Genomic DNA, 24,064 nt, shown 5'->3' with positions numbered 1-24,064 from the left:
AATCGCTCAAGCAGAGCGCGTACCATGACCGTGGCAGGCGCGCGTTCAGCAAACCGGTTGAGAACATCATCAAACATCGGTTGTCAACTCCAACTCTAGAAATAATATCCATATTATACAATGAGTTGCATCACCTTAAAAGGGCTGTATGCATAGTTCCTATCAATATGAAAATGCGATTTATTTCTGATGTGGTTGATATGATGTTTATCGGCAAGCCTTTCCAGTAATGAGAAGTCTATTTGATGTTCCTTAATAATTTCAGTTATTGCTCCTTTTTTCCTTTTGTATATGTACCAAAAAGAACCAGTGCTCTTTGTTTTATCCAAGACCCTCATTAAATGAGACATCATGTCATTTTTAAGAGCATCCGAAGCTAACCGCAAAAATAATATATTGTTTTCTTTTTTCGCCTTTGACATTCCTACCAGGGCATTTAGGTAATACAAAGCCTCACCTACTTCGTTGAGATTTCTGAACACCGCATTTTCCAAAGTATCGTCAGTCATTTATGGTTTTTGCCCTAACAGTTAACTAGGCAGAATGTCGATCCGGTATGCTAGGCAGAGTCTATGCTATTGGTACTAGACAGAATCTGCCTATCACTAAGGAACCGGCGACATCGTCTGGATGGTTTTTGCGCATCAGGGCACGTAAACCTTAATTCGACGGAAAAATCCGCAAGCGTTCAGTCGGAACTATACCGACAACGGCGGCCTTTGGCTGCACCGCTCGCGCTCGGTGGCTTTGCGCAGGGTGTCTTTGACGCCAGGGTGCAGGCGAACAGCCAGTATCCCGATCTTGAAATCTGGCATCGTGGCAGCTATCGCTTCAGTGTTAAATGTCACCAAAGCATAGCTCACCTGCTGCCGGGGTCAAGCCTTGTTCTGGGATTGGCTTTTCTGCATGATGACTGTGGTCAGCTGGGCGGCGCGTTTTGAGCCTCAGTGTGCGAGCGATCTGAAACAGGACCATCCGGAGAAACTGCCATGTCCGCCGTTGCCTTGCTCGAATATTACACGTTAGATGATTATCGCCACTGGGAAGGCGATTGGGAATTGATCCACGGCATCCCTCTGGCAATGGCGCCCTCGTCCGGGGTGACCCATCAGCGTATCGCCCGACGTTTGCAGCGCCAATTTGATGAGGCCTTCGACCAATGCCCTAAGTGCGAAGTCTTTTATGAGATTGATGTCGAATTCTCCGCTGACACTGTCACTCGCCCGGATATCCTGGTGGTCTGCCATCCGCTCGATGGTGAACGCATCACCCGCGCGCCGGCGCTAATTGCCGAAGTCCTTTCGCCGAAAACCGCCCGGCGCGATGAGCAGACCAAGTTTCAGCTTTACCGCGATGAGGGTGTCGGCTACTACATTTTGCTCTATCCCCAGTCCGCCAAAGCCAAGGTCTATCGGTTGATTGATGGCGACTATCGCAAAGTTGGCGACTTTCACCGCGAAACCTGTCCGATTGAGTTGCCTGACTGTGTGGTGGAGGTGGTGATGCGCTCGGGACCGAGCGGTCGGCTGATGCCGAAAGTGGTGCAGGCGGAGGGCTTTTGGTCGGCTGTGAAGCCGGATTGATAGGGAATGGCCGGGCGTGCGCCCGGCCTCTGCCGGCATCCGATCAGGCGGCTAGCGCCGGTGTCGGCGCGGCCTGATCGGGACCTGATCGGGTTTAGTCGGCGTCGATGGGGTTTTCGGCAACGGCGATCAGCACTGGATCGGTGAGATCCTCGGGCAGATGGGTGAATTTCTCCACCAGCGTGGGCCACAGCAAGTTGTAGTACAGCTCGCCACGCACCAGGGCCACGGTCTTGGCCGGGATTTCATACACCAGGGTGCGTTCTTCATGCGGGCCAAGCCGGGTGTCCTCGCCGGGTTTGGTGGCTGTTGGTGGCATGGCAGGCTTGCCCTCGTCGTCAGTTATGGCATAAGAGAAGTACGCCTGTGGATCGCCCGTGCTGGGATGATCCTCGCTGCTCTCCCATACCAACGTGCCTTGGTCGTCATAGGCGCTGACCTTCAGGTAGACATTGCGGAAGGGGGCGCCGGTGGGCATGGAGTGCGGGAGCTGATTTTTGATCCAGACGGTGGTCTTGAGTGTGTCGCCATCGGCTTCGGTGTCGAGATCGAAGATCACCGCGCGTTCCAGCATAGCCGGTGAATGGCCGCCGCCCATGGAGTGATCCGCAAGCCCTTCGGCAATGGGCATGTGGCAGGCGATGCAGTTGACTTGCGAGTCGCTTAATGCGTACTCATTGCCGGTCTGGCACAGCGGAACCCCATGTGGGTTGTTGCGCTGGTCATGGCAGCCCATGCAGGCGTCGGAGCTCTTCATCAGTTTGGGATTACCGTCCATCGGCAGGGCAGGAATCTCATGGCCTTCATAGTCCACCGGCTCACCCAAGTGTGGATTGGGTTTCTGCGAATCGGACGTGCCCACGCCAGCCCCGCCAAACAGATCGTCACTGCTGCTGGCCAACTCGGCGAGTGCATTGTTCATGCCCGATGGGCCTTGCAGCTTGTCCGAGATGTCATAAGCTTTCAGCCCCAGCATCAGCTTGCCATCCTGGCCCTCGACGCCATTGTATTGCGCCAGGGTGTGGCAGGCCACGCAATTGACACCTTCCTCATAGGCCGGCATGGCATCAAGCTTGGTCGTTTTGTCGATGGCCGCATTGGGCGCATGGCATTGCAGACAGATGGGGAATTTACCCGAGGCTTTGTGCATGACGCCTTCTTTCGTCGGGTCTCCGACGACTTTTTTATAGAAGGTGCCATGGATGGGATCGCTTAAGGCTGTGCTGTTGGCGTGCATCGAGCCTTTCCATTGTTTATAGATTTCCTGATGGCAGGATGCGCACAGATGGGCGGACTGGTGGTGGATGTTTTGACTGTCTTCAGCACTGTCTTTGGTCGTGTTGTCTTGCGCCATTGCGGTTGCGCCAAGGCTTAACAGAAACATGAGCACCAGCGCCGGTGCTCGCATCAGACATTGGCTGCGGTAAATTCGAGTCATGATCATGAAATACTCCCTAAGGATGGTATGAGTGCCTGTTATCTATAAGATATCTTGCGATCAAGGTCAGGCTGACTCCGGGTACGGTCAGCCAGGCAACCCATGGCATCATGCCATGCGCATGGTGCATGGAAACATGGCCCAGATCAATAAAGCTGGATTGCCAGTGACTGGGCTTCCTGATGTAATTTGATCGCTCGATCAATCCTGTTGTTTGCAAAGGTTGCACGATAGGTTTGGAATAATATTGTTTAATTAGAATATTCTAATTTATCAGATGGGAACACACATGAAGTATCCGATTTTGTTTCTGGTGCTAGTGGTGGCGGCCTTGATGACGGCCACTCCAGCGCCGGCGGCCAAGGTCACGCTCGATGCGAGCGAATGGGGGCATCCTGAGGGCGACAACTGCATCAGTTGTCATCGCAAGGCCTCACCGGGATTGACCGAGCAGTGGCGACAGAGTGCGCACCACGCGGCGGGGGTCAACTGCATGGACTGCCATCAGGCGGATCCGGCCGATGTGGATGCCATGACTCATGAAGGTCAGGTGATTGCCACCATTGTTTCGCCCCAGGACTGCGGACGTTGCCATCAGACTGAGTTTGAGGAACAGGCCGGCTCGGTGCATGCTGAGGCGCATGTCATGATCGATGCGCGGGTGCCGGCCCTGGCGCACCAGCTCACTGGTGCCGCCATGCAGGCGGCGGGCTGCGATCAATGCCACGGCTCGCGGGTCAAGGTGCGCGGCGACGGGACTCTGGATTCGGCCACCTGGCCGAATTCCGGCATCGGGCGCATCAATCCGGATGGCTCCAAGGGCTCTTGTTCGTCCTGCCATGGTCGCCATGCTTTCTCCAGGGCCCAGGCACGCGAGCCGGAGGCCTGCGTGCGGTGTCACTCCGGCCCGGACTCCCCGGACAAGGAGGTCTTCGAGGCCTCCAAGCACGGTATGCTCTATAAAGCCCAGCGGGCAGCGATGAACCTGGATGCCGATACCTGGGTGGCCGGCCAGGACTACACCGCTGCGCCAACCTGCGTGACCTGCCACATGGGCGCGGCCGGTAAGATTCCCGCCACCCATGATGTGGGGCTGCGCAATGTCTGGAGTCTGAATACGCCAGTGTCGATGCAGCAATATCTGGTGGTGTTGGAAGACGGGGCTAAGCTGGAGTTGCCCGCCGACAGTAAGCCGCCCAAACGCGGCACTGAGCTGACCAAGGCGGACGGCACCACCGGCATCGTTAAGGTGGTGGCCGGTCCCGACCGACGGCGCCAGATCATGAGCCTGGTGTGTCTGGAATGCCATAGCAAGACCTTTACCGCGAGCTTTATGGATCAGTTCGACGCGGTCGTCGAGCTCTACAACGGTAAGTTTGGCGAACCCGCTGCGGCCATCATGGAAGCCTTGTATCAACACCAGCTTTTGACGCCGCTGCCCTTCGATGAGCCGCTGGAGTTTACCTACTGGGAGCTGTGGCATGACGAGGGCGCGCGCGCCCGTCATGGCGCCGCCATGGCCAGTCCCAATCATGCCTGGTGGGAGGGGATGTATCTGGTCGGGCGCAACTTCTACAGCCGCTTTCTGCCGCAGGCGCGGGCGGTGGCCGGGGAGGCGGCCGGCGAGCTGATTGATCCGGTACTGGAGGCCAGCGCGCATCATCAGTGGCTGGCGCAACCCGAGGCTGCCAACCCCATCTTGGGCTGGATGCCGCCGCCCGAGCCAGAACTGGAACCGGAACCGGAACCGGAATCAGAACCAGAGGCTGAATCTGTCGCAGCGCCATCCGATGCGGAGGCTGACAGCCGCATCGAGGCAGGTGGCGATGATTAAGCTGCGCGCTCCGCTGTTTATCACCCGCCATGTGCTGTTCGCGCTGGTGGCCGGCAGTGTCGGCGGCGTGGTGTTCATGTTCTTTCTGCTGGAGTTTGATCATTTCACCAGCTCCAACGAGTTCTGCCTGTCCTGTCATTCCATGACCTACGCGGATGATTTCTACCGCCAGTCAGTGCATTACAACTCGCCCTCCGGGGTGCGCGCGAGCTGCGGGGATTGTCATGTCTCGGAAGGCATCATCATGGCCACCTACGACCATGCGGTGGGTACCAAGGATCTGATCAAGCAGCTGTTCGGACCGGATTATGACGACCCGGTGGTCAACGCCCTGCATCTGCCGGAAGCCGCCTTTGCCGCGCGCGACTGGTTTCGCACCCGCGATTCAGCCACCTGCAAGCGCTGTCATACCCAGGAAGCGATTTTGGGCACCCGGGCCAATACGGCGGCCATTCACCAGGAGGATGCCCAAGGCAAGACCTGCATCGACTGCCATGTGAATCTGGTGCATCGGCCAGTGCCGGAGCGCCAGACCTTCAAGCGTGAAGCCTGGAATCAGTTGGTGGAGGAGGAATTTGGGCTGGAGCCGGGCCGGGCGGCGGAGATTTTGGCCGAACCCTGAGGCTGTGCTGAGGCGATCAGTCAGCTTGAGGGCCAGGGGCGCCGCCCCAGTCAAGCGGCGCTCCAAGGTCACACGGAAGAATCACAAAAGGGCTGCATGGATGCTCAGTGCTGGCATTCGTCCAAGCGTTGTGCCACGCCTGGCAGTATGGCGACGACGAAGGTCGCGGCCAGCATCGCGCCACTGGTCAGCACCAGGATCAGCGAGACATAGCTGGTTGGGACATGCAGGGGCGTTGTTATGGCGATGCCACCCAGGAAAAGTCCAGCGAGCAGTAATCCGCCTGAGAGCAGGATGGCTGCACGCATGCTGTTGCAATTGATCATAATCGCGCTCTTGGCTGCGTGCCGGTTGGTTAAAATTAAGTTCTTCTATTAGTATATTCTAATACAGTGGAATAGATTTTCAAGGCACCGACGTGCGATCGATCACACTTTCGCAAAATTTTCTGTAGCGCCGAGCCGTTGCGGGCCTCAGGGATGGAGGCTGTGGTAGTGCGTGAGATGCCAGCGATGCAGGGGATGCGCGCAGGGTTGAGCGGTTGCCGAGGCTACGCTGAAGGATGCAGATGCAGGCGGCGCTTCCTGCAGGGGCGCACCCGCGCAATCGATGAACTCTTGTGAGACGTCCGGGGTGAAACCGCGCAGCTGCACCGGAGCGGCCTTGGTTGACAGCAGCCAGAAGCCGGAGGTGTGCAATTGCTCCAGATCCGGCAGAGGGGCGATTCGCCCGCGTGAATACTCCGAGGCTCGGGTGAGTCCCGGCCACTGCCCAACCTGATGGCGCGACTGATAAAAGTTCAGCATGGCGGCGAGCTGGTAGCGGTCAGCCAGTATCGGGCCGGGGAGCTCCGCAACCCGGGCGGCGAGTTCGCGGTAGCCGTGGGTTTCACGCAGGATGCGATTCTGCCCGTCACCGAGGGGCAGGGCGGCGGTGGCCGCATGGACGCTGTACAGGCTGAGCAGCAGCAGATTGGCCAGCGCGGCGGCTATCAGCTCGCCGGGGCGCGGGCGCAGCCACACCGCCAGCAAGGCCGCCGCAGTGGGCAAGTACATGGCTGGCCAGTTGGGCTCCACCTCGCTGAAACTGGCCAGCACGGCAAACAGGAGCAGCGGGAAGAGTGCGGCGGCGAGCAGCAGCGTGCGTGCTGGTTGGGATAAGGGGTAGAGGGCCTTGATCTCGCTCGGCGCGCGCCGCATGCGGCGCACGGCCGCTAGCAGCAGCGGCACGGTCAGCAGACCCAGGAGCGCCAACTGAGTGCCGGCAAAAGCGGCGACGCTGGCCAGGCGCTCAGACAGCGCCGGTGCTGGTGCGGCGGCTGATGTTGGTGGTTGCGGTGCGGCGGCTGGCGCGCTGGATGTGGCAGGCGCCTGCGTCTGGGCCGCAATGGCATCCGCCGGCAGATGCAGCGTGCCGACTTCGGTGGAAAATCCATGCCCAAACTGAAAGCGCAGACTCAGCCAGTCGTTCTGGGCATTCCACAACAGATTAGGCGCAAACAGCAGCAGCGCAATCAGGGCACCCAGATAGGGCCAGCGGGTGCGCAGCGCGCGCGCATCCGCTGCCAGAATAGCCCACAGAAACACTGGGCCGATCAGTAACATGCTGTATTTGCTCAGCAAGCCCAGGCCCACCGCCGCGCCGGTGCTCAGCCAGCGCCAACGCTGTTCGGAGAGTGCGGCCAGCCCCTCGTGCAGTGCCAGCACCCAGCACAGCGCCAGCGCTGTGTCGGGGGTGGTCAGCACCCCGGCGGCAACACCGGTCAGACTGGCGCCGGTTAGCAGCAAGGCCGTGCTCAAGCTGCCGGGCACGGCGGTCTGATCGCGCAGACCACAGCGCCATAGCAGGCGCCAGAGCACCAGCAGCATCAGGGTGCCGGCCAGCCAGCCGCCCAGACGCGCAGCCAGCACAGAACCGGGTGCCAGCACCGTGCCCCAGCCCAGCAGCGCCACGCCGGGCGGATGGTCAAAATAGCCCCAGGCCAGGGTGCGCGCCCAGTCGAAATAATAAGCCTCGTCCTGAGTCACTGGCACAGTGGCGGCAATGGCTAGGCGCCACAGGCTGATCAGCACGATCACTGCGAGCGGCCAGCGCCAGGCGTGCTGATTGGGCATGGCGCGTCGAGCAGCGTTGCGATGGGGCATTGGAGAAACCTGGGGCAGCTGTATCAGGTAAAGGCGGCGCGAAAGGCGGCGACGAACGCTTCATAGTCACTGTCTGGCAGCCGGTTGATCCCAGCCGCCGCCTTGCGTCCGCCACCCGTGGCGAACTGACGGCACAGCGCATCGGCACCGTCCGGGCGTGCCAGTGGTGCACGCACGCTGACCAGATAGCCGCCGCCGTCGGCGAGTTCAGTCAGCAGCGCATGGGCGCGCTCGGGCGCCTGTTGGGCCAGGGCATTGCCGAGCACACCGCTGACCCGGCGTGCCCAGGGCGCGGCGGGCAGGTGCAGCAGCGCCAGCTGAGGCGTCTCAAGGCTGGGTGTGAGCGCCTGAGCATGCGCCATGTCTTCCGCATGGCCCGCGCGCAGCTGGCTGAAGGTGTCGCTGGTGGCGATAAACTCGCGCGGATCGGTGTAGGGATGCAGACGTCGAAACAGCTCATCCGGCGCGACATGCAGATCGCTGACCTGAGCTCCATAGCCGTTGTAGTTGAGCAGAATGCCCAGCTCGCGTAGCGCCTGGGTGTCCTGCGCGGACAGCCCGGCGGCTTTGGCTAGTGGCTCGGCCCGGGCGTCGAAATTATCGCCAAAGGTGCCCACCAGCGCCCAAGGTAGAAAGCGTCCGCCAAGAAAGGTATTCACCAGCAGGCTGGTGCCCTGATCGGGGCAGGGGTCAATATGGGCGTCAAGCTGCGGGTGGCTGGGAATCGCGCCGGCATAGTGGTGGTCAAACCAGCGCACCTGGGCACCGACTTCCAACACCCGCAGCAGATCGTCGCGATTGCTGTCGAGGGAAATATCCAGCACCGTCAGGCGGTCACCGGGCGCGGGTGTGACGCGTTTGAGCAGGGTAATGTCACGCTTCACGCCGGTGACCAGATGGCTGTCGCGCGGCTCGGCCAGGCGCAGCTGTTGCAGCGCACAGAGACCATCCGCGTCGCCATTAAAGAGGTCATAATCGGTCATAACAGCCTGTCTCCGAGCCGGCGGCGCGCCGCGTATCATGCAGTAAAACGGCTAATTGTCGCGAACCTGAAGGCGTCTGTCACGGTTTTCGAGGCGGATTTCGCGCATACCGATGGATTTTCAGGCGCTTTCCCGATTAGACTTGTGGGCTGATTTCTAACACCCCCCTTCAGGAGTAGTCTTTAATGAGCGTCCAGCAAACCCTGTCCATCATCAAACCCAATGCCGTTGCCAAGAATGCCATCGGCGCCATCTGCGCGCGCTTCGAGCAAGCGGGTCTGCGCATTGTCGCCGCCCGCATGCTGCACATGACGCAGGAACAGGCTACAGCCTTTTACGCCGTGCATCAGGGCAAGGGCTTTTTCGACGAGCTGGTCGGTTTCATGACCTCCGGGCCGGTGCTGGCCATGGCGCTGGAGGGCGAGGATGCCATTGCGCGCAATCGTGAGATCATGGGCGCCACCAACCCGGCTCAGGCAGCACCTGGCACCATTCGCGCCGATTTTGCCGATTCCTTTACTGAGAATGCCGTGCATGGATCCGATGCTCCAGAAACGGCGGCGACTGAAATTGCGTTCTTCTTTCCCGAGGGCGTCTGCCCGCGCACGCGCTAAGCGTTCTGCTGTGTAATTGCTACCCGCATGACTGACTTGATTAACCCACTGGATCTCGACCTGAATGGCTGCGAAGCCTTGGCGCTGGCGCACGGCGGCAAGGCTTTTCACGGACGCAATCTGTTTAAGTGGGTTCATAAGCATGGCGTGCTTGATTTTGACGCCATGACGGATCTGCCGCTGGCTATGCGGCAGTCGTTGGCGGCTGGCTGCCGCGCCACCTTGCCCGAGGTGGCGCTTGAACAGCCAGCGCCCGATGGCACCATCAAGTGGTTGCTGGATCTGGCCGATGGGCAACGAGTCGAGACGGTGTTTATCCCGGAAGGCAAGCGGCGCACCCTTTGTGTTTCATCGCAGGTGGGGTGCGCTCTCGATTGCCGTTTCTGTGCTACGGCGCGGCAAGGCTTTAACCGCAACCTCACGCCGGGGGAGATCATTGGTCAGGTGTGGACGGCGACCCGCCGCACCGGACAGGCACCCACCAATGTCGTGCTTATGGGCATGGGCGAGCCGCTGGCCAACTTCGACGCCGTGGTTCAGGCCATGGCGGTGATGCAGCATGATCTGGCCTATATGCTGGCCAAGACCCGGGTCACCCTATCCACGGCCGGGCTGGTCCCGGGGATTTATCGCCTGAAGGAGATCAGCGAGGTCTCCCTGGCGGTTTCCCTGCATGCGCCGGACAATGCGCTGCGCAATGAACTGGTACCCATTAACCGCAAGTATCCGCTGGAGGAACTGCTTGCGGCCTGCAAGGTCTATGCGGGCCAGGACAAACGGCGGCGCATCACCTGGGAATATGTCATGCTCGATGGTGTCAACGACAGCTTGGCGCATGCCAAGGCGCTGATTCGGCTGCTGGAGGGCGTGCCCTCGAAAGTGAACCTGATTCCCTTCAACCCCTTTCCGGGCAGTGACTTTGCCACCAGTCCGCTGGAGCGGGTGGATGCCTTTCGTCGGCGTCTGATCGGGGCCGGACTGGTCACTACCACGCGCAAGACGCGCGGCGATGGCATTGCCGCTGCCTGCGGTCAGCTGGTGGGTCGGGTCGAGAATCGCCGGCGCAGCCTCGCGCGCGGCGCGCCTGACGCTGACTATGCGAGGCCAGCGGCATGATACGCGCGCTGGGAGGGGTGATCCTGAGTGCCCTATGTAGTGTCGGTTGCAATACCATGCTGCCCATCGGCGACGATGACGGCATTGATGATCACGACTTGCAAGTAGAGCTGGGCACGATCAAGGAAAGTCCCGCCGATCTCTACGTCAACATGGCGGCCGCTTATTTGCAGCGTGGCGAAGTCAATGTCGCCATGGCGCGCGCGAAAACCGCCGTGCGCGAAGATCGCAGCAGCTCACGTGCGCATTATATTCTGGCGATTGTGTATCAACGTATTGGTGAGCACGAACAAGCTGAGAAAGAGTTTCACAAAGCGGTTGAACTTGATCCGCGAAATCCCGACTATCGCAACGCCTGGGGCGTGGTACTGTGCAAGCAGCAGCGCTACCAGGAGGCTGATGAGCAGTTTCAACTGGCGCTGAGCAAACCGCTGTATGCCTCCCCAGAGGTTGCACTCACCAATGCCGCTGACTGTGCCCAGCGGGCTGGCGATGCCACGGCGGCTGAGCGTTACTGGCGTCAGGCGCTGGAAAAAAATCCTGCCTTTGGTGCTGCGCTGCTGGGCCTGGCCAGGCAAAGTCTGGCCAATGGCCAGGCTGAAGCGGCACGCGGCTACATGGGGCGCTATGTTGGGGCGGGCAATGCGGCCACCCCCCAAGCGCTCCTGCTGGCGGTGCGTATCGAGCAGGCGCTGGGCAACACAGCCGCCGCCAAGAAGCTCGCCACCTCGCTGCGCCAGCGCTTTCCCGATGCCACCGAGATTATGGAACTGACTCCCTGACTCAGAAATTTCCAACCTGCCTGCGGCCTTAATCCATGCAAAGCCTCGACAAAGCGGCGCCCGAACTGACGCCTGAACTCCATACCGATACTCCTGACCCCTTGCACGATAGTCCGGGGCGGCAGCTGCAACTCGCGCGTAAAAATGCCGAAATCACCATCGACCAGGTGGCCTCAGAACTGCACCTGTCGAGCAGTACCATCACCGCGCTGGAGGCCGATCATTACGACGGCTTGCCGAGCGAAGTCTTCGTCAGCGGCTACTTGCGCGCCTATGCACGCTTGCTTGGTATCGACCCCGTTCCGCTGCTGGATAACTATCGGCGCTTGCAGCCCTCCAGTACCAGCAGCCATCTGGCGTTGTCTAGCATGAAGCGCCCGGAACCCAGTAATAAGTCCATCTCTGGGCCAGTGGTGGCTGCTGTGGTGGTAATCGCGCTTGGCGCGGCCGCCTGGTTTAGCTGGACGAGCCTAGGTGGCAGCGAGTTCCTGGCCAAGTTGTCGTCGCCGTCTGCCGCTGAAGAGGATGCTACGCAACCGAACGTGAATACAGCCCCGCAGCCGGTGTTGCCACGCCGGCCGCTTGATGTGCAGCCTGTCGTTGGTGCCTCCGAAGCTGAAGGGGCACTGGGCGGGGCTGAGTCAGCGCAGGCACCGGAGGCGGCTGCCGCTGCCGAGGATTCCGGTGCGCCATCTGAACTGGCACCTGAGGATAGCGACGAAACCCCGGATGCCAGCCCCGCAGCAACGCCGGAGACCAACGAAGGCACCAACGAAGGCGCCTTGCCCAGCGATCAGGAAGACGTGGCGATTGGTTTGCTCGCCAGCCGTGCCGCGACGGCTGACCCTGAAGCCAGCCCAGCGGGCGATGCCGACTCCGAGGCTCCAGTCGCCGATGCTAGCAACTCTGATGCGGCAGAAATCACCATGTTGTTCACCGGCCCCTGCTGGGTTGATGTGCGCGATTCCACTGGCGAGTTTAAGCTGTTCGGCGAAATGAACAAAGGTGATCGCAAGGTGCTGGGTGGCCGCGCACCCTATTCGATCATTCTCGGTAACGCGGCGGCGGTTGCCTTGACGGTGGATGGTGAACCCTTCGATGTCGAAGCGGTGGCGCGCGGTAATGTCGCACGCTTCGATCTTGATCCTGCCACCCTCTAAGCGAGATACGCTTCCAATTCCGCAAAGGCGCAGGCTCGCAGGCTCCCTGTTGCCTTCGCTCAGCATTATTTTTTAAGTTTGCAGATTTAGATTTCACATGGCTGAACAGATCCGTGCCGTGCGCGGTATGCACGACATTCTCCCCAGCGACACCGGTCGCTGGCAGTGGCTGGAAGACCGCGCCCGCGCCTTGCTCGCGCGCTATGGTTACCGGGAAATCCGCATGCCGTTAGTGGAGCCGACCGGGCTGTTTCGGCGCTCGATCGGCGAGGTCACCGACATTGTCGAAAAGGAAATGTACAGCTTCGAGGATCGCGGTGGGGAACATCTCAGCCTGCGCCCGGAAGGAACAGCGAGTTGCGTGCGTGCCGCCATCGAGCACGGCTTGCTCAGTCAGCCGCAGCGGCTGTGGTATCTTGGCCCCATGTTTCGGCGTGAGCGCCCTCAGCGTGGTCGTTATCGGCAATTCCATCAGATCGGTGTTGAGGTCTTCGGCCTCACTGGCCCGGATATTGATCTGGAACAAATTCTGCTCACCCGCCGGCTGTGGGAGGCCCTGGGCCTGACCGATTTGCATCTGGAACTCAATAGCCTGGGGGATTTGCCCGAGCGGATGCGCTACCGCGAGGCGTTGGTGGCCTATCTGGAAACCCATCGCGAGGCACTGGATGACGACAGCCAGCGGCGTTTGAGCACGAATCCGCTGCGGGTTCTGGACAGCAAAAACCCCGCCGTACAGGAGCTAATTGCCGCCGCGCCAAGCCTGCTTGACTATCTCGGCACTGAGGCGCGCGCGCACTTTAATACCCTGTGCCGGGGGCTGGAGCGGGCCGGTCTGGAGGTGCGCATCAATCCACGTCTGGTACGTGGACTCGACTACTATAATCGCACCGTTTTTGAGTGGATCACCGATGCACTGGGCGCTCAGGGCACGGTATGCGCTGGCGGTCGCTACGATGGCTTGGTCGAGCAACTGGGCGGGCGCGCCACTCCGGCCATTGGTTTTGCGATGGGTCTGGAACGATTATTGGAACTCAGCTCGCCCACGCCCGAGGAGATCGCCGATGCACCGGATCTCTATCTGGTGGCGGTTGGCGAACAGGCCGAGGCGCAGGCCGTGCTCTTCGCCGAGCAAGTGCGCGAGCAACTGCCGGGCTGGCGGCTGCTGTGCCACAGCGGCGGCGGTAGCTTCAAGAGTCAATTCAAGAAGGCTGATCGCAGCGGGGCGCGCTTTGCGCTGGTGCTGGGCGATGATGAACTGGCCAGCGGTCGCATCAGTGTCAAGCCGCTGCGCGGCCAGGCTGATCAGCAGACCCTGGCGCTTGCCGAGTTATCCAGCTATCTGAACGCACAACAGCCATCAACAGACATTGCTTCAACCTGAACCTACGGAATACCCATGGTCGATTTGCAAACCGACGAAGAAAAAGCTGAAGCCATCAAAAAGTGGTGGAAAGAAAACGGCATTGCCGTCATCTCCGGCGTGGCCATTGGGCTTGCTGCCATCTATGGCTGGCGCGCCTGGACCAACTATCAGGAACAGATCGGTCAACAGGCTTCGCTCGCGTTCGAGGAACTACTGGTGACGGTCAGCCAGGCGGCGGTCGTTCCGCCCCCCACGCCGTCCGATCAGGCAGATGCTGATGAGGATGCCGATGCGGCTGATGCTGACTCTGGCGTTGATGCAAACCCGCTGATCACCCTGGCCACCGAGCAACAGGCGCGTCTCAGTGACGAATATTCCTCCACGCCTTATGCCTTCTTTGGTCAGTTGGCGGTTGCCAAGGCGCAGGTGGATCAAGGAGAAGCTGAAGCGGCTGCCGAAATCCTGCGCAGCGCCATGCAACAGGCTCCCACACCACTGCTGAAAACTCTGGCGGGCCTGCGCCTGGCGCGAGTCCTGATTGCCACCCAAGAGTATGACGCTGCCAAAGATGTGATCAAGCGCTATGATGGGGACCAGAGTTACGCAGCAGATTTTGCCGCCCTGCGGGGCGATATCGCCCTGGCCGAGCAGCGCATTGAGGATGCCCGCACCGCCTATGAGCAAGCTCTGGCCGGCAATGCCGCCGCCGCTCAACTGATTCGGCTGAAATTGCAGGATCTGCCGGCGCCAGCTGACTCTTGAGGGAGATCACAAGTGCTCATAAACCGCCGCCGCTGGTTCACTCCGCGCCGCCTGCCGGGCGTCGCTGTCGTTATGCTGCTTGCGCTGCTTGCCAACCTTAGCGGCTGTAGCATGCTGCCCTGGGTGAGCGGTGAAAAAGATCCAACACCGCCGACACCGCTGGATAAGAAGTTTTCTCAACAACTGACGCCTGACATCCTGTGGAAAACGCGCATTGGCAAGGGAACCGACGGCCGGGCGTTGAATTTAAGCCCTGTGCCGCGTGATGGTCGGCTCTATGTGGCGGATGGTCGTGGTCGGGTTGCGGCGCTGTCGCAGCGTGACGGACGGGTGATCTGGGAGCGGGAAACCGATTTGCGCCTCAGTGGCGGGCCGGATGTTGAGGGCGATCTGCTGGTGCTGGGCACCAGCGATGCCGAGCTGATTGCGCTCTCGGCACGCGATGGGAGTGAACGCTGGCGCGTCCAGCTCGGCAGCGAAGTGCTCTCGACGCCGCGTATTGCCGGGGAGCGCGTCATTGTACATACCATTGATGACAGCGTTTACGGGCTTTCCGCCACCACCGGCGAACAGCTGTGGCGCTACAACTATCCGGTGCCGGTGCTGACGCTGCATGGCAGCAGTTCGCCGGTGATGGCCGGGGATAGTGCCATTGTTGGCATCGCCGGTGGGCGCCTAGTGAGCTTGGAGCTGGAGCGCGGGGCGCCCAATTGGGAAATCACCATCACCCCGTCCAGCGGACGCAGCGAGCTGGAGCGCATTGCGGATATTGATGCCGATCCGGTCGTGGTCGGCGATCTGATCTATGTGGCAACCTACAACGGCGATCTGGCCGCTGTGGATCGAGTCACTGGAACCGTGCTCTGGCGCCGTGAGCTATCGGCTCATGCCGGGTTGGTAGCCGATGCCAATGCCCTGTTTGTCACGGATTCGTCCGACATTCTCTGGGGAGCAACGGTGACGGATGGCACGGGCTTGTGGAAACAGGATGCGCTCAAATACCGGCGCTTGACCGCACCGGCGCTGCTGGGCAATCAGCTGGTGGTGGCGGATGTCGATGGCTGGGTACATTGGATTAACCGCGCCGATGGTCGGCTGTTGGCGCGTGAACGGGTGGCAAAGGATCGTATTGTGCATCGCCCGGTGGTGGCGGATGGACGAGTGTTTGTCTATGCCAACGATGGCACCGTGGCGGCCTTGCAAGCCCGCGGGCGCGTGCAGCCCGCCCCGGCTGCAACCAAAGTCTCTGGCACCTGAGGCTGCCCATTATGCTTCCAGCCATGCTTCCAGTCATCACTCTGGTGGGCCGCCCCAATGTCGGCAAATCAACCCTGTTCAATCGTTTAACGCGCAGCCGCGATGCGCTGGTTGCGGACTACCCAGGCCTGACGCGTGATCGCCAGTATGGTCGGGGCCAGTTGGGCCCACGGCCCTATATCCTGGTCGATACCGGCGGCCTGTCCGGCGGGCGCGACCCTCTGGAGGCGCTGACCGAGCGCCAGGTACGCCTGGCAATTGAGGAAGCCGATCATCTGCTGTTTCTGGTCGATGCCCGCGACGGCTGTCTGCCCGGTGATCAGGAGATTGCTACCGAACTGCGGCGCACCGGTAAGCCGATTACCCTGGCGGTCAATAAGGTGGATCGTCTCGATCCGGACCGGGCGCTGTTGGATTTTCATACCCTTGGGCTGGGGGATCCCCAGCCCATTGCCGCCAGCCATGGACGTGGGGTGGTGCAGCTGCTGGAGCACATCAGCGCGACCTGGCCGGAACCTGAAGCCGTCGGTCCCGGCGCTGAGTCCGCATCAGCGGATCAGGGCATTCAGATCGCGGTGCTCGGTCGGCCCAATGCTGGTAAATCGACCCTGATCAATCGCTTGCTGGGTGAGGAACGCATGGTCGCCAGCGATGTGCCCGGCACCACCCGCGATGCGGTGTTTATTCCCTTTGAGGCTGAAGGGCGTGCCTATACCCTGATCGACACCGCTGGCCTGCGCCGGCGTGCCAAGGTCACTGAGCTGATTGAAAAGTACAGCTTCATTAAGGCCATGCAGGCGGTTGAAGCCTGCAATGTGGCTATTTTGCTGCTCGATGCCCGGGTGGGGATCGGTGAGCAGGATGCGACCCTGGCCTCACAGGTGATCGACAGCGGGCGGGCGCTGGTGGTAGCGGTGAACAAATGGGATGGGCTGAGTGCAGCGGAACGCACGGCAATCAAGGACGGTTATGAGCGCAAACTCGGCTTTCTAGACTTTGCCGAGCGCTTTCAGATCTCGGCGCTGCACGGATCAAGCGTCGGGCTCTTGCTGGCGGCAGCGGAGCGGGCCTATGCCAGCGCCACGCGCGATCTGCCCACGCCGCTGCTGACCCGTCTGCTCGCCGACCTGGTCAGCGAACATCAGCCGCCCCTGGTGCGGGGGCGCCGCATTAAGCTGCGCTATGCGCACCAGGGCGGACGCAATCCGCCCTTGATTGTGATCCACGGCAATCAGGTCGAGGCGGTTCCTGACAGCTATCGCCGCTATTTGATCAATCGCTTTCGCACCGAGTTGGGCATGCGCGGCACGCCACTGCGGCTGGAGTTCAAAAGTGGTGGCAATCCCTTTGCCGGGCAGCGCAACACCCTCACCCCGCGCCAGCAGCGCCATCGCGCACGCCTGAAGCAGTTTGTGAACCGGCGCAAACGCTGAGCTGCTGAGCTTTAGGGCAGCATCACCTGCACGAATTCTGATGGACGCAGGATTTTGTCCGGGTCACTGGCGAAGATGACATCCAGCTCATAGACAGCGCCGTCGGGGTCGATGCGCACCGCCTCGACACCCAGGCTGTAGATCTCAGCGTCACGCAGTTCACCACGCACCCGCACCTTGGCCGCCTCGCCCGGGCGATAGCGGCGCAACACATCGGAGGTGACCAGAATGCGGGCCAGCATCCGGTCGTTGGGGGCCACCGCAAGCAGGGGGCGCGGTTGCAGAGTGCGGTAAATCAGCGCGCCCTGTTCGACGTTGCGCTCCACCACGATAGCGTCGAAGGGAGCACTCAATTCGGTATGCTCAAGCGCAACCTCGGCGGCGGTGGCCTCGGCCTGCGCGGCGGCGACCTCGGCCGTGGCGGCGATCTGCTGGAGCTCGGCGTCCTTGAGTTCTTCGATGGCGATCAGGCCGCGGTCGAACAGCTCCTGGGTGCGATCCAGTTCGCGCTGGGCATCGGCCAGTTCGGCCTGGGCGCGAGCAACCTGGGCGTGCGCGGCCTGCTGGCGCGCCTCGGCTGCGCGCGCGTCCATGCGCAGCAGCACCTCGCCTTGCTGCACATGCTGCCCGGGTTTGACCAGGACGGCGCTAACCTGGCCATCATCGAGGGCGCGCAGCTCAACCCGCTGGACCCATTCGAGCCGACCGTTCATCTGGAGCGCCTGCACGGGCAGGCTGAGACACAGGAGCGCGGCCAGGCTCAGCCGCCGCAAACAGATTGGCACAGTCATCGGCAGATGCTCAGTCGGATGTGGATGTGATCAGGGATTGTCCTTGCAGGGCAGCCAGTTCGGCGCGTGTCAGGGCCTGACAGAGTGCCACCTGTTCCTGGTCGCGGCGTGCGCGGGTCTGCTGACTCATGGAAAACCCAAGATCGGCCTGGGCTTCGAGTTCATACAGGGTGCGGCTTTCATCGAGCTTCAGGTCACGCCAGCGCGCTTCGGTGTCCACCTGCTCGGCGATCAGGCCGAGCAGTTGCAGACGGGTGATGAGTTCGAGCGCCGCCTGCTCCAGGTCCATAGCGAGCAGGGCGGTGGCGGCCGCGTCCTGTGGTTCGTTGGACAGGGCGCGCACCTGGGGGTTGTGTTGCTGCGCGGCGGCGATCACCTCGGCAAGCGTTGGTATAGCTTGATCCGCTGGAGGTGGCTTGGGTGGCGTCAAGTGTTCTGGCAGTGTTTGCGGATGTCCCAGTGCCTGCGCGAGCAGGGCGCGGGTCAGGCGTTGGGTGCTCTCACTGGCGGCGCGCTGGCGGCGAATCGCTTGATAGTCGGCATCCAGTTTGGCGACTTGCAGGGGGGAGAATTGCCCCAGTTCCGCCCGGGCACGGGCACGATCAAGCTGCACGAAGGCGACAGCCATGGCTTCGTTGTCATGTGCAAAACTCAGATCCGCCAGCAACACATCGAAAAACCGCTGCATCACCTCCAGGCGCTGGGCGTCCTCAGCACTGAGCAGCGGCGAGGACCAGGCTTGATTGCGGCGCTCTTCACCCGCGCGCGCACCGGCAAAGGCCAGATCATGACAACCGACGAAGAGCGCCGGGCGGCGCGGAAAGCGCGTGCTGGCGGCGGGGTTTTTCAGTCGCGGGTGCTGGTCAGCAAAGCTCAGCGCCTGCTCAAGGCTAAGCGGATCGGATCCGCTCAGCACCGGGGTGTCTTGATCTTGCGCCGCGTAGACCGAAGGCAGCGCCAGCGGCCAGGTCAGCAGTATGAGCACCAGTAACGGCATGGGTTGTCGTGTCAGGAGAGAGATCATTCGCTGGCTCCACGTCCTTGTTGGGCGGCTTCAATGCGCTGGCGTTGCACGGCCTGCAGCTGTTGGCGTTGCTCAGGCGTCAAGGTTTAGCCATTGAGCTGTGCATTGTCTGACTTGGCTGCGCCGGAGGCTTTGCCCGAGGCCTCCGGCTGAGTCGCCGCTTTCCGGGCGGCCTGACGTTCCTGCGCATAGGCATCAACGGCTTGCTGGATGTCACGAGCGCGGGCCTCGGCCGCCTGGCGATTGGCTTCACTTGGTCCTGGCGGCAGCTGGATGCTCTCGACTTCGCGAAGGTTTTCACCGGCCGGCGGTGTGGATGAGAAGCTGACACGGCCCTGGGCATCGACGCTGCGATAGACCGAGGGTTGCGCCGCAGCCGGCGGCGGCCATGACAGCAGAGGGCCGAGGCTGACCGGCAGGCTGATCAGGGGGGCGAGACGGTGGCCCCAGCGGCGGACGGGCTGTTTCGACATGAGGGCACTCCTGATTCCATATCAGCGTCCGCGCGGGCCGTTGTTGCGGCGTTTGCTGGGGCGCGGGCGGCTGGGCGGCTCGGTGGATTCGCGAATTTTCAGGGCCTGACCGCAGACGTAAACACGTTGCAGGTGCTGGAAAATGTCTTTGGGCATGCCAGGGGGCAGATCAACAATGGCGTAATCATCACGAATGTCAATGCGGCCGATATTGCGACCATCCAGACCGGCCTCGTTGGCAATGGCACCGACGATTTCGCGTGGGGTGACGCCGTGACTGTGGCCGACTTCGATGCGGTAGCTGGTCAGCTGTTCGTCTTGCTGATTGCGCCGTGGTGGGCGCTCGCGGGCGCCGTCGCGCTCACGTGGGCGCTGGCGCTCCCGATCACGCTCGCGCGGCGGCGGGCTGAGGCGCTTTTCCTCTACTTCCAGCGGGCGTTCGCGCTGAAGCAAAAAGCACAGGGCAGCGGCCATGTCGAGCGGATCCAGTTCCTGCTCCTTGCTCAGGCGTGCCACCAGGCGGTAGAAAAAGTCCAGATCCTGCTCGCTTAAGGTTTGGCGCAGATCCTCGGTGAAGCGCTCAATGCGCGAGGCGCTGAGCGCGGCGGCCGAGGGCGGATCCATGGCCGGAATGCTGCGGCGGATGGTGCGCTCAATGGCGCGCAGCAGGCTGCGTTCGCGCGGCTCGATCAGCAGGATGGCGCGCCCGGTGCGCCCGGCACGACCGGTGCGGCCGATGCGATGCACATAGGCGGCCGGGTCGGTGGGGATGTCGTAGTTGATTACATGGCTGAGGCGATCCACATCCAGCCCGCGCGCGGCGACATCGGTAGCGATCAGGATGTCGAGCTGGCCGTCCTTGAGCCGGCCGATGGTGCGCTCGCGCAGTTCCTGGTTCATGTCGCCATTCAGCGCCTCGGCGGCGAAGCCGTGCGCCTTGAGTTTGTCGGCCAGCTCGGTGGTGGCATTTTTGGTGCGCACAAAGATCACCATGCCGTCGAAATTTTCCATCTCCAGCAGGCGGGTGAGGGCATCGAGCTTGTGCCCGCGCGCGACCATGCAGTGATGCTGATCAATGGTGTCAACCGTCTCGGCCGAGGCGCGCACCCGCACCTCAATGGGATCGGTGAGGCGCTCGCGCGCGACCCGCTTGATGGCCTCTGGCATGGTGGCGGAGAACAGGGCGGTTTGCAGACCGTCCGGGCAGGACTCAAAAATCCAGTCGATGTCTTCGGCAAAGCCCATGTTGAGCATTTCGTCGGCTTCATCAAGCACAATGGCGCGCAGCTTATTGAGCATCAGATTGCCGCGTCGCATGTGATCCATCACCCGTCCTGGGGTGCCGACGATGACCTGCGGGTGGCGCTTGAGCTGGCGGATTTGCAGGCTGTAACTCTGCCCGCCATAGATGGGCAGAATATGAAATTGGCTCAGATGCTGGGCGTAGTCCTGAAAGGCCTCGGCCACTTGCAGGGCGAGTTCGCGCGTTGGGGTCAACACCAGTAGCTGGGGCAGGTTCTGATCGGTTTGGATGCGGCACAGCAGTGGCAGCGCGAAGGCAGCGGTTTTGCCGGTGCCGGTTTGCGCCTGGCCGAGCAGATCACGGCCTTCGAGCAGGTGCGGGATGCACTGCGTTTGTACCGGTGTTGGGGTTTCATAGCCGAGTCCGGCTACGGCGCGATAGACAGGTTCGCACAAACCAAGCTCGGCAAAGCCGGGCGCTGGGGAATTAGAGTCTGGAAGATGATCCATGGGAGAAATGCCGTCACAAGGCTGAAGCAACTAAATAGACTAAGGATACTCCAGGTGCGCCGATCCGGCATTGCGAATCGGCGCTGTGCGACCGGTGGCGCGCCATGCTGGGTTGAGTTTTGGGCTGAGGGCTGGTGGTGATCGAGGACTCAGTCAGAGCGGTCGGTGGGCGCCTCGGTGGTGAGGATGCGCGCCATGCCGGGGCCCAGGTCAAACTCAAAGGGCGTGGGCAGATAGTCCATGGGCCAGTCAGGGGAGCGATCATAGAGCGGCGGTGGACTCTTGATCAGCGCATAGAGATCATCAATATGCAAATGCTGGTTGTTGTGGAGGTCCTTGTTCAGAATCAGCAGGGCTTCAGCATCGCCTTGCGCGGCGGTTTTGTGCAAGATCAGGATGGCCTCGTTGGGGTGATGCAGGGGCTCAATCGGCCCTTCGCTGCTAAACACCTGGCTGTGGGCTTTCAGAGTGTTGAGTTCGGTGATGAAGTCGCTGAGATCGATGGCCGGCGTTTCCCAGTCCTGCGGGCAGGTGTTGACCACATGCAGGCGCTTGCGGAAGCCGAACTCGAAGCCCATCGGCATCATGACATGGCTGGAGAAGAGCGCGGCGAACAGATACCGCTGGCGCATGGCGTTGAGATTGTCATGGGTCTCGCTGAACAAGCGCTCGGTGTCATGGCTTTCCGGAAAGCTGATGGAGCCGAGCATGGCGCGGGTGAGGCTGTATTGCGTTAGCAGCCAGGCGCTACTGAAATCCCACCATTTGGAGCTGTTGTAGATGGCATCGAAGCCGGCACCGGCGGTGGTTTTGGTTTGCTTGGGCGAGCAGCCCAGGGTTTCGGCGACAAAGACCACCTGGGGATGCTTGGCGCGGCAGCGCTCAATGAGCTGGCGCCAGAAGTCCGCTGGCAGCTGATAGGCGGCATCGCAGCGAAAGCCCTGGAAGCCGAGCTCGATTAAATGTTCAACGACGCGGGTGAAGTAGTCCAGCAGGCCGGCTTTGTCGCTCGATTTGCGATGATCGAACTGCGCCAGGTCGTGCCAGATGACTTTGCTGCCATCGGGTTCGAGGCAGAACGGATTGGCCGGCTTGCCACGCTTGAGCACGAACCATTCCGGGTGCTCCTTGACCAGCGGGCTGTCGATGGCGCAGTGGTTGATGACCAGATCGGTCATCATGCGCAATCCCAGCTGTTCGGCGCGCTGACAGGCGGCGCGCAGTTGCGTTGCGTCGCTGCTATCGGTGTCAGGATCGACAAAGGCCGGGTTGATGCCAAAGTAGTCGCTGATGGAATACAGGCTGCCGGACTCGCCAAGCGTTTGCACGGGATTGACGAAGATCCAGTCGAAGCCCATCGCAGCGGCACGTTCAAAATGTGGCGTCCAGTCCGGAAACTGACCGGCGAGCCGAGGAAAGAGATTGTAGATGATCATGGCGGCTGTTGAAGCTCAGGTGGCCGTGGAGTGGGGCCGGCGTGGCGCGAGGCAGGTCGTCTGTCTGGCCGGAGATGGTGGACAGAGGTGCCCGCACGGCGGCACTCTAGTGAAGCTGTTAGTGCAGCTGTTTTAGTGAAGCTGTAATTGTGCCGCAATTAGGCCGCAGCGTCTTGGGAATCGAAGCGTCACCAAGCCCTGTCGGGCGGGAGGTTTGTGATGTCCAGTCTTGTCAACACCCTGATTGCCATGGCCGAGCGCGGTTGGCTGCCGGATGCATTGCTGCGGGCCGGCATTCGCTCGCGCCTGCGCGATACCCTGAAGCCGCTGCCGCTGCATGACTGCGCGGCGGTAGCTCAGGCGCAGCAGGATTTTTTGGCCCTGATGCGTGCTTCGCCTATCGCGGAGCGCACGGAGAGCGCCAATGAACAGCACTATGAGGTGCCGGCGGAATTTTTCGCTCAGGTGCTGGGGCCAAGGCGTAAATACAGTTGTTGCTACTGGCCGCAAGGGGTGACGAGCCTGGAGCAGGCGGAGGAGGCCGCGCTGGCCTTAACCGCTGAGCGGGCCGGCATTGGTGATGGCCAGCGGGTGCTGGAACTCGGCTGCGGCTGGGGCTCGTTCAGTCTGTGGGCGGCGGCGCGCTTTCCTGGCAGCGACTTTGTCGCCGTGTCCAATTCCCATTCCCAGAAAGCCTTAATTGATCAGGAAGCCGCGCGCTTGAAGCTGAACAACTTGCAGGTGCTGACGGCGGACATGAACGACTTTCAGGCACCGGGCACCTTCGATCGCGTGGTGTCGATTGAGATGTTTGAGCACATGCGCAACTGGTCTCTGCTCTTTGACCGCGTGCATGACTGGCTGAACCCTGCCGGGCGCTTTTTTATGCATATTTTTTGTCACCGCGAGCATCCTTACCTGTTTGAAGACCGGGGCGGAGACGATTGGATGACGCGGTTTTTCTTTGCCGGTGGCATCATGCCGCACGATGCTCTGCCGCTGCATTTCCAGTCGCGGCTGCACTTGCGCGCGCAGTGGCGCTGGGACGGACGGCATTACGAGCGCACGCTCAATGCCTGGCTGGTGCGCATGGATGCCCGCCAGGCGCCGGTGATGGCACTGTTTGAGCGCACCTATGGTGCTGAAAGCCGCCGCTGGTGGATGCGCTGGCGGCTGTTTTTCATGGCCTGTGCAGAGTTGTTCGGCTTTCGCGCCGGGCAGGAATGGTGGGTGGGGCATTATTTGTTTGAGCGCGATACACCACAGTAGGAGCAAACACAGCAATTCCCGCCGAAAAAATTTTCGGCGTAACAACAGCAGGTTGGCCCAGGCTCAAAAAAAGTTTTTCGTAAACTTTTGGCGCTGATTCGGTAGACTGGCCGGCATCGTTCAATGTCAGATTGCGAGGGTGGTGCTGATGAGCACGCCGTTTTGCCGCAAGCATCTCAGCATTGAGGGGCTGCTCAAAGAAGCGCATCAGGTGTTTCGTCGAAT

At 61.2% G+C, this 24,064-nt stretch carries 22 protein-coding genes; 12 read left to right on the top strand and 10 right to left on the bottom strand.

What is annotated here, in order from left to right; genetic code table 11:
- Positions 1 to 113 precede the first annotated feature (113 nt).
- Positions 114 to 509, bottom strand: coding sequence for a hypothetical protein (locus CKO36_RS14005; RefSeq protein WP_200284787.1), 396 nt, complete (start codon positions 507 to 509; stop codon positions 114 to 116).
- A 480-nt stretch (positions 510 to 989) separates the two neighbouring features.
- Between CKO36_RS14005 and CKO36_RS14000 the strand changes: the two genes are divergently transcribed.
- Complete coding sequence (locus tag CKO36_RS14000) at positions 990 to 1,583, top strand: Uma2 family endonuclease (RefSeq protein ID WP_200284785.1); 594 nt, start codon at positions 990 to 992, stop codon at positions 1,581 to 1,583.
- Positions 1,584 to 1,677: 94 nt separating this feature from the next.
- On the opposite strand, the gene CKO36_RS13995 is transcribed toward CKO36_RS14000, so the two are convergent.
- The gene (locus CKO36_RS13995) at positions 1,678 to 3,021 is read right to left on the bottom strand and encodes a cytochrome c family protein (RefSeq protein WP_242469623.1); all 1,344 of its coding nucleotides are present in this window, start codon (positions 3,019 to 3,021) and stop codon (positions 1,678 to 1,680) included.
- A gap of 289 nt (positions 3,022 to 3,310) precedes the next feature.
- On the opposite strand from CKO36_RS13995, the gene CKO36_RS13990 reads away from it, so the two are divergent.
- Together CKO36_RS13990 and CKO36_RS13985 are read left to right on the top strand one after the other, a co-directional pair.
- Entirely contained in the window at positions 3,311 to 4,855 is a 1,545-nt protein-coding gene (locus CKO36_RS13990; RefSeq protein ID WP_200284783.1) for a multiheme c-type cytochrome, read from the top strand.
- Positions 4,848 to 5,477: a cytochrome c3 family protein gene (locus CKO36_RS13985; RefSeq protein ID WP_200284781.1), complete on the top strand. Its 630-nt coding sequence runs from the start codon at positions 4,848 to 4,850 to the stop codon at positions 5,475 to 5,477. The genes CKO36_RS13990 and CKO36_RS13985 overlap by 8 nt, the downstream gene beginning before the upstream one ends.
- Before the next feature lie 104 nt (positions 5,478 to 5,581).
- Here CKO36_RS13985 and CKO36_RS13980 read toward each other — a convergent pair whose 3' ends face one another.
- The 3 genes from CKO36_RS13980 to CKO36_RS13970 all read right to left on the bottom strand — a co-directional run bounded on the left by CKO36_RS13980 (position 5,582) and on the right by CKO36_RS13970 (position 8,604).
- Positions 5,582 to 5,803 (bottom strand): hypothetical protein, encoded by a 222-nt coding sequence (locus CKO36_RS13980; protein WP_200284779.1) that lies wholly within the window; start codon positions 5,801 to 5,803, stop codon positions 5,582 to 5,584.
- Positions 5,804 to 5,950: 147 nt separating this feature from the next.
- Entirely contained in the window at positions 5,951 to 7,621 is a 1,671-nt protein-coding gene (locus tag CKO36_RS13975; protein ID WP_242469622.1) for a glycosyltransferase family 39 protein, read from the bottom strand.
- A 23-nt stretch (positions 7,622 to 7,644) separates the two neighbouring features.
- Positions 7,645 to 8,604 (bottom strand): acetyltransferase, encoded by a 960-nt coding sequence (locus CKO36_RS13970; RefSeq protein WP_200284777.1) that lies wholly within the window; start codon positions 8,602 to 8,604, stop codon positions 7,645 to 7,647.
- A gap of 185 nt (positions 8,605 to 8,789) precedes the next feature.
- Here CKO36_RS13970 and ndk point away from each other — a divergent pair, with 185 nt between their 5' ends.
- The 8 genes from ndk (at position 8,790) to der (ending at position 17,094) form a co-directional block, all read left to right on the top strand.
- Positions 8,790 to 9,218, top strand: coding sequence for a nucleoside-diphosphate kinase (ndk, locus tag CKO36_RS13965; protein WP_200284775.1), 429 nt, complete (start codon positions 8,790 to 8,792; stop codon positions 9,216 to 9,218).
- A 27-nt stretch (positions 9,219 to 9,245) separates the two neighbouring features.
- Positions 9,246 to 10,334, top strand: coding sequence for a dual-specificity RNA methyltransferase RlmN (gene rlmN, locus CKO36_RS13960; RefSeq protein ID WP_200284773.1), 1,089 nt, complete (start codon positions 9,246 to 9,248; stop codon positions 10,332 to 10,334).
- Positions 10,335 to 10,390: 56 nt separating this feature from the next.
- Positions 10,391 to 11,116, top strand: coding sequence for a type IV pilus biogenesis/stability protein PilW (pilW, locus tag CKO36_RS13955; protein ID WP_200284771.1), 726 nt, complete (start codon positions 10,391 to 10,393; stop codon positions 11,114 to 11,116).
- 35 nt (positions 11,117 to 11,151) lie between these two features.
- Positions 11,152 to 12,276 (top strand): helix-turn-helix domain-containing protein, encoded by a 1,125-nt coding sequence (locus tag CKO36_RS13950; RefSeq protein WP_200284769.1) that lies wholly within the window; start codon positions 11,152 to 11,154, stop codon positions 12,274 to 12,276.
- A 97-nt stretch (positions 12,277 to 12,373) separates the two neighbouring features.
- Positions 12,374 to 13,660: a histidine--tRNA ligase gene (hisS, locus tag CKO36_RS13945; protein ID WP_200284767.1), complete on the top strand. Its 1,287-nt coding sequence runs from the start codon at positions 12,374 to 12,376 to the stop codon at positions 13,658 to 13,660.
- Between the two features lie 15 nt (positions 13,661 to 13,675).
- Positions 13,676 to 14,404, top strand: a complete 729-nt coding sequence (locus tag CKO36_RS13940) for a YfgM family protein (RefSeq protein WP_200284765.1) — start codon at positions 13,676 to 13,678, stop codon at positions 14,402 to 14,404.
- A gap of 12 nt (positions 14,405 to 14,416) precedes the next feature.
- Positions 14,417 to 15,661 (top strand): outer membrane protein assembly factor BamB, encoded by a 1,245-nt coding sequence (bamB, locus tag CKO36_RS13935; RefSeq protein ID WP_338053485.1) that lies wholly within the window; start codon positions 14,417 to 14,419, stop codon positions 15,659 to 15,661.
- 23 nt (positions 15,662 to 15,684) lie between these two features.
- Complete coding sequence (gene der, locus CKO36_RS13930; RefSeq protein ID WP_200284763.1) at positions 15,685 to 17,094, top strand: ribosome biogenesis GTPase Der; 1,410 nt, start codon at positions 15,685 to 15,687, stop codon at positions 17,092 to 17,094.
- An 11-nt stretch (positions 17,095 to 17,105) separates the two neighbouring features.
- Here the strand turns inward: der and CKO36_RS13925 are convergent, their stop codons facing one another.
- The 5 genes from CKO36_RS13925 to CKO36_RS13905 all read right to left on the bottom strand — a co-directional run bounded on the left by CKO36_RS13925 (position 17,106) and on the right by CKO36_RS13905 (position 22,570).
- Positions 17,106 to 17,885: an efflux RND transporter periplasmic adaptor subunit gene (locus CKO36_RS13925; RefSeq protein WP_200284762.1), complete on the bottom strand. Its 780-nt coding sequence runs from the start codon at positions 17,883 to 17,885 to the stop codon at positions 17,106 to 17,108.
- A gap of 10 nt (positions 17,886 to 17,895) precedes the next feature.
- Complete coding sequence (locus CKO36_RS13920) at positions 17,896 to 18,909, bottom strand: TolC family protein (RefSeq protein WP_242469621.1); 1,014 nt, start codon at positions 18,907 to 18,909, stop codon at positions 17,896 to 17,898.
- 86 nt (positions 18,910 to 18,995) lie between these two features.
- Entirely contained in the window at positions 18,996 to 19,382 is a 387-nt protein-coding gene (locus tag CKO36_RS13915; protein WP_200284760.1) for a DUF4124 domain-containing protein, read from the bottom strand.
- Between the two features lie 21 nt (positions 19,383 to 19,403).
- On the bottom strand, positions 19,404 to 21,134 hold the full coding sequence (locus tag CKO36_RS13910) for a DEAD/DEAH box helicase (RefSeq protein WP_200284758.1): 1,731 nt from the start codon (positions 21,132 to 21,134) through the stop codon (positions 19,404 to 19,406).
- A gap of 149 nt (positions 21,135 to 21,283) precedes the next feature.
- Complete coding sequence (locus CKO36_RS13905) at positions 21,284 to 22,570, bottom strand: alpha-amylase family glycosyl hydrolase (RefSeq protein WP_200284756.1); 1,287 nt, start codon at positions 22,568 to 22,570, stop codon at positions 21,284 to 21,286.
- A gap of 219 nt (positions 22,571 to 22,789) precedes the next feature.
- On the opposite strand from CKO36_RS13905, the gene CKO36_RS13900 reads away from it, so the two are divergent.
- A complete protein-coding gene (locus CKO36_RS13900) occupies positions 22,790 to 23,839 on the top strand; it encodes an SAM-dependent methyltransferase (RefSeq protein WP_200284755.1) in 1,050 nt (349 codons plus the stop codon).
- The last annotated feature ends 225 nt before the right edge of the window (positions 23,840 to 24,064 follow it).

This window comes from Rhabdochromatium marinum, assembly GCF_016583795.1.
Classification (GTDB): Bacteria; Pseudomonadota; Gammaproteobacteria; order Chromatiales; family Chromatiaceae; genus Rhabdochromatium; species Rhabdochromatium marinum.
Note: the sequence above shows the minus strand (reverse complement) of the source record. Positions and strands in the feature narration are given on the sequence as shown.